Genomic DNA, 12,414 nt, shown 5'->3' with positions numbered 1-12,414 from the left:
CGTGTCGGTGCCGTGGGGGAGGGCGCGCGGAGGCCCGCAGGGGTCGAGCGCGGCCGGTCCCCGGCAGCGACAGAGGCGTCCCGGACGCGACCGACCCGAAAGACACGAGACGGAGTGGCACCGGATGCAGCACGCAGTGGGGGCTCCGCTGCCGCCGCCCCATCAGCCGGGGCACGGACCGGCCGTCGGCTGGTCATCTGCCGGACAGCACCCGGGACCGGGTCCGGTACCCGCGTCCCCGCCCGCCCCGGGCTTCGCCGGGGCCGCCCCCCTTCCCCCCGGGGTCCCGCCCGCCCAGGCCCCGCACCACCCCCCTGCGCACCAGGCTCCCGCGCCGCCCGCGCAGGCTCCGGTGCCACCGGCGCACCAGGCCCCCGCGCCGGATGCCACCGGCCATGTGCGGCTGCCCCCGGGTGCCCCCGTGGCCGTGCCGTCCCCGCCGCCCGCCGTGGGCACCCCGGACCCGGCGGCCACCACGCTCGCGGTGCTGCTCATCGGCCCGGCCGGCGCAGGCAAGACCAGCGTCGCCAAGTACTGGGCGGAGCACCGCCGGGTCCCCACGGCGCACATCAGCCTCGACGACGTGCGCGAATGGGTGCGCTCGGGCTTCGCGGACCCCCAGGCCGGGTGGAACGACCACTCGGAGGCGCAGTACCGCCTCGCCCGCCGCACCTGCGGATTCGCCGCACGGAACTTCCTGGCCAACGGCATCTCGTGCATCCTCGACGACGCCGTGTTCCCGGACCGACCGGTCGTCGGCCTCGGCGGCTGGAAGCGGCACGTGGGCCCCGGCCTGCTGCCGGTCGTGCTGCTGCCGGGCCTGGAGATCGTCCTGGAGCGCAACGCCGAGCGCTCCGGCAACCGCCGGCTCACCGACGAGGAGGTCGCCCGGATCCACGGCCGGATGGCCGGTTGGTACGGCTCCGGGCTGCCCATCATCGACAACTCGCAGCTCGACGTGCCGGCCACCGCGCGGATCCTGGACGACGTCCTCGCCCGCTCGATCGCGAGCCCGCCGCAGTGGTGACCTGCCGAGACTGAGATCGCCGGTCCTCTGCCCGGGCGCTCAGCGGCGTCGGGGCGGCGCCGTCCCGACGCTCGGTCGGCCCCGCTGGACCGGCGATATCCGGCCACCGCTCGTAGGCTCGGAACATGTCAGAGGTGTACGCGGCGCGCCGCGAGCGGCTCCGGGAACGCAGCACGGCGGGCGGCAGCGCCGCGGCGCTCGTCACCCGCCCGGCCAACGTGCGGTATCTCGCGGGCACGGCGCCCGACGGCGCCGTCCTGCTGCTCGGCAAGTCCGAGGACCTGCTGCTCTGTTCCTCCCTGCCGGGCGGGGACGCCGCCGAGGGACGGCCCGACGAGGCGCTGCGGGTGCGGCTGACGGGGGTGCCGGGCGGTGACGCGGCCGTCGCCGCGGCCGGCCTCGCGGCCGCGCAGGGTGCGGAGTCCCTCGCCGTGGAGGAGCACCACCTGACAGTGCGGCGGCACCGCGCCATCGGCTCGGCGGCACCCCGGCTGCGGCTGGCGGACCTGGGCGGCGCGGTGGAGCAGTTGCGGGTCGTCAAGGACGAGGAGGAGATCTCCTGCCTGCGCATCGCCGCCGAGATCGCCGACCAGGCCCTGGGCGAGCTTCTCGAATCGATCCTCGTGGGCCGCACCGAACGGCATCTCGCGCTCGAGCTGGAGCGCCGGCTCGTCGACCACGGCGCCGACGGCCGGGCGTTCCCGACCTCCGTCGGCGCCGGCCCGAACTCGGGGCGCCGCGGACACCGGCCCACCGACCGCCGGGTCGAGGAGGGCGATTTCCTCTCGGTCTGTCTGGGCGCCGTGTACCGCGGCTACCGCTGCGAGATCGGCCGGACGTTCGTCGTCGGGACCTCGCCCGCGGACTGGCAGATCGAGCTGTACGACCTCGTCTTCGCCGCTCAGCGAGCCGGACGTGAGGCTCTGGTGCCGGGTGCCGCCTACCGTGACGTGGACCGGGCGGCCCGTCAGGTACTGGACTCCGCGGGGCATGCCGAGGGCCTTCCGGTGCTCACCGGACACGGTGTCGGGCTCGAAATCGACGAGGACCCGCAGTTGGCCCCCGCGGCCATGGGTAAACTGGACGCTTGCGTGCCGGTCACCGTCGAACCGGGGGTTCACCTCCCGGGCCGGGGCGGTGTCAGGATCGATGACACGCTCGTCGTGCGCCACGAGGCGGACGGCGGACCCGAGCTACTCACCATTACGACCAAGGAGCTGCTCGCGCTGTAGCGCGTGTCTTCTGGTCGTCCACGTCAGTCCAGGAGATTCCGCAACCGTGGCTTCCACGAACGACCTCAAGAACGGCCTGGTCCTCAAGCTCGAAGGCGGCCAGCTCTGGTCCGTCGTCGAGTTCCAGCACGTCAAGCCCGGCAAGGGCCCGGCTTTCGTGCGCACCAAGCTGAAGAACGTGCTCTCCGGCAAGGTCGTCGACAAGACGTTCAACGCCGGCGTCAAGGTCGAGACGGCCACGATCGACAAGCGTGACATGCAGTTCTCGTACATGGACGGCGAGTACTTCGTCTTCATGGACATGGACACGTACGACCAGCTCATGGTCGACCGCAAGTCCGTCGGCGACGCCGCCAACTTCCTGATCGAGGGCTTCACCGCCACCGTCGCGCAGCACGAGGGCTCGGTGCTCTTCGTCGAGCTGCCGGCCGCCGTCGAGCTGACCATCCAGGAGACCGAGCCCGGTGTCCAGGGTGACCGCTCCACCGGTGGCACCAAGCCCGCCACCCTGGAGACCGGCCACCAGATCCAGGTGCCGCTCTTCATCACCACCGGTGAGAAGATCAAGGTCGACACCCGTACCAGCGACTACCTCGGCCGGGTGAACAGCTAACCGTGGCTGCCCGCAACACGGCCCGCAAGCGCGCCTTCCAGATCCTCTTCGAGGGCGACCAGCGCGACGTGGACGTCCTCACGGTCCTCGCGGACTGGATCCGGCACTCCCGGTCCGACACCCGGCAGCCGCCGGTCAGCGAGTACACGATGCAGCTGGTCGAGGGGTACGCCGAGAAGGCCGCCCGGATCGACGATCTCCTCGCGCAGTACTCCGTCGGCTGGACGCTCGACAGGATGCCGGTCGTCGACCGCAACGTCCTGCGCCTCGGCGCCTACGAGCTGATCTGGGTCGACGAGACCCCGGACGCCGTGGTGCTCGACGAGGCGGTCCAGCTGGCGAAGGAGTTCTCCACGGACGAGTCGCCCGCCTTCGTCAACGGCCTGCTGGGCCGTCTGAAGGAACTGAAGCCGTCGCTCCGCCGGGACGAGGCCTAGCTCCGGCTTCCCGCCGGGTACGGTTTGGTCGTCCGGCGCGCCGTGACGACGTACGAAACGCCGGAGGGCCCGCAGCGCACCCGCTGCGGGCCCTCCGGCGTTCCTGCGTGCCCTCCCGTGCCTTTGGGGCGGCCTGTCCGCCCTCCGGTGCCCCTGGGGCCCGCGAGGCGCGCAGAAAGCCGCCGGGGTGGCCGGAACGTTGTGTTCCGGCCACCCCGGCGGCACGTTTCTTCACAAGTGCGGGAAGGGATCAGCCCTCGTCGTGGGAGACCGCGCGGCGGGCATCCGCGTCCAGGACGCCCCAGCTGATCAGCTGCTCGGTGAGGACCGAGGGCGACTGGTCGTAGATGACGGCGAGTGTGCGCAGGTCGTCCTGGCGGATCGACAGCACCTTGCCGTTGTAGTCGCCGCGCTGGGACTGGATCGTGGCCGCGTACCTCTGGAGGGGGCCCGCCTTCTCGGCCGGGACGTGCGCCAGGCGCTCCAGATCCAGGACGAGCTTCGGCGGCGGCTCGGCGGCCCCGCCCGGCGTGGTGCCCGGCAGCAGCTCCTGCACGGGGACCCCGTAGAAGTCCGCCAGCTCGGCGAGGCGCTGTACGGTGACGGCGCGGTCGCCGCGCTCGTACGAACCGACCACGACCGCCTTCCAGCGGCCCTGGGACTTCTCCTCGACGCCGTGGAGGGAAAGGCCCTGCTGGGTGCGGATGGCGCGGAGCTTGGCCCCGAGCTGTTTGGCGTATTCGCTGGACATATAGCTCCCCGGACGCTGTATCAACGTGCGGCTCCGCCGCGCGGCTGGTGACTCACTGTGAGGTTACGCAGCGTTACTCTCCCCCGTCAAGCCGAATGGTCCGCCCCCGCCCCCGCCCGCAGCCGCCGTCCGGGTGATTCCGAGGGGGTGATCAGGCGCGTTGCCTTGCTGGTAACGTGGGTGGCGCAAATCCGACGTCCTTTAATGATCCGTCCCGTGAGGCGGAGAAGGAGGTCCGTTTCCTATGGACTCAGAGCAGGACAACCAGCAGTACGAGTCCGATGCGCGGCCCGTTCTCGAAGGCCCCGACATCGCGCGGGTGCTGACCCGCATCGCCCACGAGATCGTCGAGCGCGCCAAGGGCGCCGACGACGTGGTGCTCCTCGGCATTCCGACCCGGGGCGTCTTCCTGGCCCGCAGACTGGGCGACAAGCTCGCGGAGATCACCGGCCGCACCATCCCGGTCGGCTCCCTCGACATCACCATGTACCGCGACGACCTGCGCATGCACCCGCCGCGTGCGCTCGCCCGCACCGAGATCCCCGGTGACGGCATCGACGGCCGGCTGGTCGTCCTCGTCGACGACGTGCTCTTCTCGGGCCGCACGATCCGCGCCGCCCTCGACGGCCTGAACGACATCGGGCGACCGCGCGCCGTGCAGCTCGCCGTCCTCGTCGACCGCGGCCACCGCGAACTGCCCATCCGTGCCGACTACGTCGGCAAGAACCTCCCCACGTCGTTGCGGGAGACGGTCAAGGTCCAGCTTGCCGAGGAGGACGGTCGCGACACCGTGCTGCTCGGCGCGAAGCGGACCTCCCCGGCCGGCGAGCAGTAGTCCCACTCGGACGCACGTCCCCGAGTGCGCCGCTGCGCGCCCGTATGCCCGAATACGCCTGAACTGCCCTACGGAGCCTGACAGATGCAGCGTCATCTCATCTCGGCCGCCGACCTCACCCGCGACGACGCCGTGCTCATCCTCGACACCGCCGAGGAAATGGCCCGGGTCGCCGACCGGCCGATCAAGAAGCTGCCGACCCTGCGCGGCCGCACCGTCGTCAACCTCTTCTTCGAGGACTCGACCCGTACCCGGATCTCCTTCGAAGCGGCCGAGAAGCGGCTCTCGGCGGACGTCATCAACTTCACCGCCAAGGGATCCAGCGTCTCCAAGGGCGAGTCCCTCAAGGACACCGCCCAGACCCTGGAGGCGATGGGCGTCGACGCCGTCGTCATCAGGCACGGCGCCTCCGGCGCCCCCTACCGCCTCGCCACCTCCGGCTGGATCGACGCCGCCGTCATCAACGCGGGCGACGGCACCCACCAGCACCCCACGCAGGCCCTGCTCGACGCGTTCACCATGCGGCGCCGGCTCGTCGGCCGCGACGCCGGGCTCGGCAGGGACCTGGCGGGCAGGCGCATCACGCTGGTCGGCGACATCCTGCACAGCCGGGTCGCCCGCTCCAACGTCGACCTGCTGCACACCCTCGGCGCCGAGGTCACCCTCGTCGCACCGCCCACGCTGCTCCCCATCGGCGTCGAGGCGTGGCCCTGCGCGGTCTCCTACGACCTCGACAGCACGCTGTCCAAGTCCGACGCGGTAATGATGCTGCGCGTCCAGCGCGAGCGGATGAACGCCGCGTTCTTCCCGACCGAGCGCGAGTACTCGCGTCGCTACGGCCTCGACGGCGACCGCATGGCGAAGATGCCGGAGCACGCCATCGTCATGCACCCCGGCCCGATGGTCCGCGGCATGGAGATCACCGCAGCGGTCGCCGACTCCGACCGCTGCACGGCCATCGAGCAGGTGACGAACGGCGTGTCCATCCGCATGGCGGTGCTGTACCTGCTGCTGGGCGGCAACGAGCCCGCCGTCACCCACACCCGCCCGCCCGTCTCCCACCCCCACCCTTCCAGCGAGCGCGCCGCGCACACCCTTTCCGCGGACGAGGAGAAGTAGGACCCATGAACAAGATCCTTATTCGCGGTGCGAAGGTGCTCGGCGGCGAGCCGCAGGACGTCCTCATCGACGGCGAGACCATCGCCGAGGTCGGCACCGGCCTGAGCGCCGAGGGCGCCGAGGTCGTCGAGGCCGACGGCCGCGTGCTGCTGCCGGGCCTCGTCGACCTGCACACCCATCTGCGCGAGCCGGGCCGGGAGGACTCCGAGACCGTCCTGACCGGCACCCGGGCCGCGGCGAGCGGCGGCTACACCTCCGTGTTCGCCATGGCCAACACCTTCCCGGTCGCCGACACCGCGGGCGTCGTCGAGCAGGTCTACCGGCTCGGCCAGGAGGGCGGCTACTGCGACGTGCAGCCCATCGGCGCCGTCACCGTCGGCCTGGAGGGCAAGAAGCTCGCCGAGCTGGGCGCGATGCACGAGTCCGCGGCCGGCGTCACCGTCTTCTCCGACGACGGCAAGTGCGTCGACGACGCGGTGATCATGCGCCGGGCCCTGGAATACGTGAAGGCATTCGGCGGGGTCGTCGCGCAGCACGCCCAGGAGCCGCGGCTGACCGAGGGCGCCCAGATGAACGAGGGCGTCGTCTCCGCCGAGCTCGGGCTCGGCGGCTGGCCCGCGGTCGCCGAGGAGTCGATCATCGCCAGGGACGTCCTGCTCGCCGAGCACGTCGGCTCCCGCGTCCACATCTGCCACCTGTCGACCGCCGGCTCCGTCGAGATCGTGCGCTGGGCCAAGTCCCGCGGCATCGACGTCACCGCCGAGGTCACCCCGCACCACCTCCTCCTCACCGACGAACTGGCACGCACGTACAACCCGGTCTTCAAGGTGAACCCGCCGCTGCGCACCGAACGTGACGTGCTGGCGCTGCGCGAGGCGCTCGCCGACGGCACCATCGACATCGTCGCCACCGACCACGCCCCGCACCCGCACGAGGACAAGGACTGCGAGTGGGCCGCCGCCGCCATGGGCATGGTGGGCCTGGAGACCGCGCTCTCCGTCGTCCAGCAGACGATGGTGGAGACCGGTCTGCTCGACTGGGCCGGCGTCGCCGACCGCATGTCCGTCAAGCCCGCCGCGATCGGCCGGGCCACCGGACACGGGCGTCCCGTCTCGGCAGGTGAGCCCGCCAACCTCACCCTCGTCGACACGGAATACCGTGGGGCCGTGGACCCCGCGGGCTTCGCCTCGCGCAGCCGCAACACTCCGTACGAGGGCCGCGAGCTGCCGGGCCGTGTCACGCACACGTGGCTGCGGGGCCGGGCCACGCTCGTCGACGGGAAGCTCGCGTGACATCTCTGCAACTGACGTACCTCGCCGCCGGACAGAAGTCGGCGGAGGTGACCGACTGGGCCGCCCGCATCGGCTGGCTCATCGGCCTCGCCCTCTTCGTCGCGCTCCTCTACTGGCTGATGCGCGAGGGCTGGAAGTGGCGCGGCACCCTCCAGGGCGACCTGCCGGAGCTGCCCGCCCGCCCGTCGCCCGCCACCACCCCGGACGGGGACGGCGGGCCGCCGCCGCCTGGAATGCCGGAAGGACCGGGTCCGGCGAGACTGAGCATGAGCGGCCGCTACCACGGCTCCACCACCGCCGGGCAGTGGCTCGATCGCATCGTGGCGCACGGCCTGGGCACCCGCAGCCGGGCCGAGCTCACGCTGACGGACACGGGACTGGACGTCGTGCGGCCCGGAGCCACCGACTTCTTCGTCCCGGTGGGAGCACTGCGCGAGGCCCGGCTGGACAAGGGCATCGCGGGCAAGGTCCTCACCGAGGGCGGTCTGCTCGTCGTCACCTGGGCCCACGGCGACAGACTGATCGACTCCGGATTCCGGTCGGACCGAGCGGCCGAGCACCACGAGTGGGTCGAGACCCTGAACCGAATGATCAACAAGAGCAGCGACACGGAAGGCGCACGATGACGACCTCCACAAGGGAAGCCGGAAGGGTTTCCGCCGTACTCGTCCTGGAGGACGGCCGGATCTTCCGCGGCCGTGCCTACGGGGCCGTGGGGGAGACCTTCGGCGAAGCGGTGTTCTCCACCGGCATGACCGGCTACCAGGAGACCCTCACCGACCCGTCGTACCACCGCCAGGTCGTCGTCATGACGGCCCCGCACGTCGGCAACACCGGCATCAACGACGAGGACCCCGAGTCCAAGCGGATCTGGGTCGCCGGATACGTGGTGCGCGACCCCGCGCGCGTGCCCTCCAGCTGGCGCTCCCGGCGGACCCTCGACGACGAGCTGCGCGCCCAGGGCGTCGTCGGCATCAGCGGGATCGACACCCGCGCGCTCACCCGGCACCTGCGTGAGCGCGGCGCCATGCGCGTCGGCATCTTCTCCGGTGACACGCTGCCCGACGAGGGCACGATGATCACCGAGGTCCGCCGGGCCCCCGAGATGAAGGGCGCCAGCCTCTTCGAGGAGGTCGCCACCGAGGAGACCTACGTCGTCCCCGCCGTCGGCGAGAAGAAGTTCACCGTCGCCGCCGTGGACCTCGGCATCAAGGGCATGACCCCCCACCGCATGGCCGAGCGCGGCATCGAGGTGCACGTGCTGCCGGCCACCGCGACCGCCGAGGAGCTGTACGCCGTCAACCCCGACGGGGTGTTCTTCTCCAACGGCCCCGGCGACCCCGAGAAGGCCGACCAGCCCGTCGCGCTGATGCGCGAGGTCCTCAGCCGGAGGACGCCGCTCTTCGGCATCTGCTTCGGCAACCAGATCCTCGGCCGGGCCCTCGGCTTTGGCACCTACAAGCTGAAGTACGGCCACCGCGGCATCAACCAGCCCGTGCAGGACCGTACGACGGGCAAGGTCGAGGTCACCGCGCACAACCACGGCTTCGCCGTCGACGCCCCGCTCGACCGGGTCTCGGAGACCCCCTTCGGCCGCGCCGAGGTCTCCCACGTCTGCCTGAACGACCAGGTCGTCGAAGGACTCCAGCTCCTCGACCAGCCGGCCTTCAGCGTCCAGTACCACCCCGAAGCGGCAGCGGGCCCCCACGACGCCGCCTACCTGTTCGACCGCTTCGTATCCCTGATGGAGGGCCAGCGTGCCTAAGCGCACCGATATCCAGTCCGTCCTGGTCATCGGCTCCGGCCCGATCGTCATCGGCCAGGCCGCCGAGTTCGACTACTCCGGCACCCAGGCCTGCCGCGTGCTCAAGGCCGAGGGCCTGCGCGTCATCCTGGTGAACTCCAACCCGGCGACGATCATGACCGACCCGGAGATCGCCGACGCGACCTACGTCGAGCCGATCACCCCCGAGTTCGTCGAGAAGATCATCGCCAAGGAGCGCCCCGACGCGCTGCTGCCGACGCTCGGCGGCCAGACCGCCCTCAACACCGCGATCTCCATGCACGAGCAGGGTGTGCTGGAGAAGTACGGGGTCGAGCTGATCGGCGCCAACGTCGAGGCGATCAACAAGGGCGAGGACCGCGACCTCTTCAAGGACGTCGTCGAGGCCGTCCGCGAGAAGATCGGGCACGGCGAGTCCGCCCGCTCCGTCATCTGCCACTCCATGGACGACGTGCTGAAGGGCGTCGAGACGCTCGGCGGCTACCCCGTCGTCGTGCGGCCCTCCTTCACCATGGGCGGCGCCGGCTCCGGCTTCGCCCACGACGAGGAGGAGCTGCGCCGCATCGCCGGCCAGGGCCTCACGCTCTCCCCGACCACCGAGGTGCTCCTGGAGGAGTCCATCCTCGGCTGGAAGGAGTACGAGCTGGAGCTGATGCGCGACAAGAACGACAACGTCGTGGTCGTCTGCTCCATCGAGAACTTCGACCCGATGGGCGTCCACACCGGCGACTCGATCACCGTCGCGCCCTCGATGACGCTGACCGACCGCGAGTACCAGCGGCTGCGCGACATCGGCATCGCGATCATCCGCGAGGTCGGCGTCGACACCGGCGGCTGCAACATCCAGTTCGCGGTCGACCCCGAGGACGGCCGCATCATCGTCATCGAGATGAACCCGCGCGTGTCGCGCTCCTCGGCCCTCGCCTCCAAGGCCACCGGCTTCCCGATCGCCAAGATCGCCGCCAAGCTGGCCGTCGGCTACACCCTCGACGAGATCCCGAACGACATCACGGAGAAGACGCCGGCGTCCTTCGAGCCGACGCTGGACTACGTCGTCGTCAAGGCGCCCCGGTTCGCCTTCGAGAAGTTCCCTTCGGCGGACTCGACCCTCACGACCACCATGAAGTCCGTCGGTGAGGCCATGGCCATCGGCCGCAACTTCACCGAAGCCCTGCAGAAGGCGCTGCGCTCCTTGGAGAAGAAGGGCTCGCAGTTCACGTTCGTGGGCGAGCCCGGCGACAAGAAGCAGCTCCTCGAAGAGGCCGCCCGGCCGACCGACGGGCGCATCAACACCGTCATGCAGGCCATCCGCGCCGGAGCCACCCAGGAGGAGGTCTTCGACGCCACGAAGATCGACCCGTGGTTCGTGGACCAGATGTTCCTGATCAAGGAGATCGCGGACGAGCTGGCCACCGCCGACCGGCTCGACCAGGACCTGCTGGCCGAGGCCAAGCGCCACGGCTTCTCCGACGTCCAGATCGCCGAGATCCGCGGCCTGCGCGAGGACGTCGTCCGCGAGGTCCGGCACGCCCTCGGCGTCCGCCCGGTCTACAAGACGGTCGACACCTGCGCCGCCGAGTTCGCCGCGAAGACGCCGTACTTCTACTCCTCCTACGACGAGGAGACCGAGGTCGCGCCCCGCGAGAAGCCCGCGGTCGTCATCCTCGGCTCCGGGCCCAACCGCATCGGCCAGGGCATCGAGTTCGACTACTCCTGCGTCCACGCCTCCTTCGCCCTCAGCGAGGCCGGCTACGAGACCGTGATGGTCAACTGCAACCCCGAGACCGTCTCCACCGACTACGACACCTCCGACCGCCTGTACTTCGAGCCGCTGACGCTCGAGGACGTGCTGGAGATCGTCCACGCGGAGTCCCTCGCGGGCCCGATCGCCGGTGTGGTGGTGCAGCTCGGCGGCCAGACCCCGCTCGGCCTCGCGCAGGCGCTCAAGGACAACGGCGTACCGGTCGTCGGCACCTCGCCCGAGGCGATCCACGCCGCCGAGGACCGCGGCGCCTTCGGCCGCGTCCTCGCGGAGGCCGGCCTCCCGGCCCCCAAGCACGGCACCGCCACCACCTTCGCGGGCGCCAAGGCCATCGCCGACGAGATCGGCTACCCGGTCCTCGTCCGGCCGTCGTACGTCCTCGGCGGACGCGGCATGGAGATCGTGTACGACGAGACGCGCCTCGAGTCGTACATCGCCGAGTCCACCGAGATCAGCCCCTCCCGGCCGGTCCTCGTCGACCGCTTCCTCGACGACGCCATCGAGATCGACGTCGACGCCCTGTACGACGGCGAGGAGCTCTACCTCGGCGGCGTCATGGAGCACATCGAGGAGGCAGGCATCCACTCCGGCGACTCGGCGTGCGCCCTGCCCCCGATCACCCTCGGCGGCTTCGACATCAAGCGGCTGCGCGCCTCCACCGAGGCGATCGCCAAGGGCGTCGGCGTCCGCGGACTCATCAACATCCAGTTCGCCATGGCCGGGGACATCCTCTACGTCCTCGAAGCCAACCCGCGCGCCTCCCGCACGGTCCCCTTCACCTCCAAGGCGACCGCCGTGCCGCTGGCCAAGGCCGCCGCCCGCATCTCGCTCGGCGCGACCGTGGCCGAACTGCGCGCGGAGGGGCTGCTGCCCGCGAACGGCGACGGCGGCACCCTGCCGCTCGACGCGCCGATCTCCGTCAAGGAGGCCGTCATGCCCTGGTCGCGCTTCCGCGACATCCACGGCCGGGGCGTGGACACCGTCCTCGGCCCGGAGATGCGCTCCACGGGCGAGGTCATGGGCATCGACTCGGTGTTCGGCACCGCGTACGCCAAGTCCCAGGCCGGCGCGTACGGGCCGCTGCCCACCAGGGGCCGCGCCTTCATCTCGGTGGCCAACCGCGACAAGCGCTCGATGATCTTCCCGGCGCGTGAACTCGTCGCCCACGGCTTCGAACTGCTCGCCACGTCCGGCACGGCCGAGGTGCTCAAGCGCAACGGCCTCAACGCCACCGTCGTGCGCAAGCAGAGCGAGGGCGAGGGCCCGAACGGCGAGAAGACCATCGTCCAGCTCATCCACGACGGCCAGGTCGACCTCATCGTCAACACCCCGTACGGCACCGGCGGCCGCCTCGACGGCTACGAGATCCGTACGGCGGCCGTGGCGCGGTCCGTCCCGTGCCTGACGACGGTCCAGGCCCTCGCCGCCGCCGTCCAGGGCATCGACGCGCTCAACCGCGGCGACGTGGGCGTGCGCTCACTCCAGGAACACGCCGAGCATCTGATCGCGGCCCGCGACTAGCAGCCCGAGGGGGACACCGGAAACGGTGTCCCCCTCTTCATG

11 protein-coding genes are annotated in these 12,414 nt (G+C 71.1%); 10 read left to right on the top strand and 1 reads right to left on the bottom strand.

All coding sequences use genetic code 11. The features are described 5' to 3' along the window. Nucleotides 1-124 precede the first annotated feature (124 nt). The 4 genes from AC0ZLC_RS12270 (at nucleotide 125) to nusB (ending at nucleotide 3,309) form a co-directional block, all read left to right on the top strand. The gene (locus AC0ZLC_RS12270; RefSeq protein ID WP_476751959.1) at nucleotides 125-1,027 is read left to right on the top strand and encodes a Pro-rich N-terminal domain-containing protein; all 903 of its coding nucleotides are present in this window, start codon (nucleotides 125-127) and stop codon (nucleotides 1,025-1,027) included. A gap of 125 nt (nucleotides 1,028-1,152) precedes the next feature. After that, on the top strand, nucleotides 1,153-2,259 hold the full coding sequence (locus tag AC0ZLC_RS12265; protein ID WP_476751958.1) for a M24 family metallopeptidase: 1,107 nt from the start codon (nucleotides 1,153-1,155) through the stop codon (nucleotides 2,257-2,259). A gap of 46 nt (nucleotides 2,260-2,305) precedes the next feature. Then, on the top strand, nucleotides 2,306-2,872 hold the full coding sequence (gene efp, locus AC0ZLC_RS12260) for an elongation factor P (RefSeq protein ID WP_476751957.1): 567 nt from the start codon (nucleotides 2,306-2,308) through the stop codon (nucleotides 2,870-2,872). Nucleotides 2,873-2,874: 2 nt separating this feature from the next. After that, nucleotides 2,875-3,309: a transcription antitermination factor NusB gene (nusB, locus tag AC0ZLC_RS12255; protein ID WP_476751956.1), complete on the top strand. Its 435-nt coding sequence runs from the start codon at nucleotides 2,875-2,877 to the stop codon at nucleotides 3,307-3,309. A 250-nt stretch (nucleotides 3,310-3,559) separates the two neighbouring features. Here nusB and bldD read toward each other — a convergent pair whose 3' ends face one another. After that, nucleotides 3,560-4,060, bottom strand: a complete 501-nt coding sequence (gene bldD, locus AC0ZLC_RS12250) for a transcriptional regulator BldD (RefSeq protein ID WP_067366005.1) — start codon at nucleotides 4,058-4,060, stop codon at nucleotides 3,560-3,562. A 244-nt stretch (nucleotides 4,061-4,304) separates the two neighbouring features. On the opposite strand from bldD, the gene pyrR reads away from it, so the two are divergent. From pyrR to carB, 6 genes are all read left to right on the top strand, one after another. After that, nucleotides 4,305-4,895, top strand: a complete 591-nt coding sequence (gene pyrR, locus AC0ZLC_RS12245; RefSeq protein WP_476751955.1) for a bifunctional pyr operon transcriptional regulator/uracil phosphoribosyltransferase PyrR — start codon at nucleotides 4,305-4,307, stop codon at nucleotides 4,893-4,895. Nucleotides 4,896-4,979: 84 nt separating this feature from the next. Further along, a complete protein-coding gene (locus AC0ZLC_RS12240) occupies nucleotides 4,980-6,014 on the top strand; it encodes an aspartate carbamoyltransferase catalytic subunit (protein ID WP_476751954.1) in 1,035 nt (344 codons plus the stop codon). A 5-nt stretch (nucleotides 6,015-6,019) separates the two neighbouring features. Continuing rightward, a complete protein-coding gene (locus tag AC0ZLC_RS12235) occupies nucleotides 6,020-7,306 on the top strand; it encodes a dihydroorotase (protein WP_476751953.1) in 1,287 nt (428 codons plus the stop codon). Further along, complete coding sequence (locus AC0ZLC_RS12230) at nucleotides 7,303-7,932, top strand: PH-like domain-containing protein (RefSeq protein WP_476751952.1); 630 nt, start codon at nucleotides 7,303-7,305, stop codon at nucleotides 7,930-7,932. Before AC0ZLC_RS12235 ends, AC0ZLC_RS12230 begins: the two co-directional genes overlap by 4 nt. Then, nucleotides 7,929-9,071, top strand: a complete 1,143-nt coding sequence (carA, locus tag AC0ZLC_RS12225) for a glutamine-hydrolyzing carbamoyl-phosphate synthase small subunit (RefSeq protein WP_476751951.1) — start codon at nucleotides 7,929-7,931, stop codon at nucleotides 9,069-9,071. Before AC0ZLC_RS12230 ends, carA begins: the two co-directional genes overlap by 4 nt. Further along, on the top strand, nucleotides 9,064-12,372 hold the full coding sequence (gene carB / locus AC0ZLC_RS12220; RefSeq protein WP_476751950.1) for a carbamoyl-phosphate synthase large subunit: 3,309 nt from the start codon (nucleotides 9,064-9,066) through the stop codon (nucleotides 12,370-12,372). Before carA ends, carB begins: the two co-directional genes overlap by 8 nt. Nucleotides 12,373-12,414: the final 42 nt, after the last annotated feature.

It is taken from the genome of Streptomyces sp. GLSS-08, from assembly GCF_056387915.1.
Note: the sequence above shows the minus strand (reverse complement) of the source record. Positions and strands in the feature narration are given on the sequence as shown.

What these genes read in the sequence shown, in the direction of transcription:
- AC0ZLC_RS12270 (WP_476751959.1), top strand. Translation starts at nt 125, where the DNA reads ATGCAGCACGCAGTGGGGGCTCCGCTGCCGCCGCCCCATCAGCCGGGG.
- AC0ZLC_RS12265 (WP_476751958.1), top strand. Translation starts at nt 1,153, where the DNA reads ATGTCAGAGGTGTACGCGGCGCGCCGCGAGCGGCTCCGGGAACGCAGC.
- bldD (WP_067366005.1), bottom strand. Translation starts at nt 4,060, where the DNA reads ATGTCCAGCGAATACGCCAAACAGCTCGGGGCCAAGCTCCGCGCCATC.
- pyrR (WP_476751955.1), top strand. Translation starts at nt 4,305, where the DNA reads ATGGACTCAGAGCAGGACAACCAGCAGTACGAGTCCGATGCGCGGCCC.
- AC0ZLC_RS12240 (WP_476751954.1), top strand. Translation starts at nt 4,980, where the DNA reads ATGCAGCGTCATCTCATCTCGGCCGCCGACCTCACCCGCGACGACGCC.
- AC0ZLC_RS12235 (WP_476751953.1), top strand. Translation starts at nt 6,020, where the DNA reads ATGAACAAGATCCTTATTCGCGGTGCGAAGGTGCTCGGCGGCGAGCCG.
- carA (WP_476751951.1), top strand. Translation starts at nt 7,929, where the DNA reads ATGACGACCTCCACAAGGGAAGCCGGAAGGGTTTCCGCCGTACTCGTC.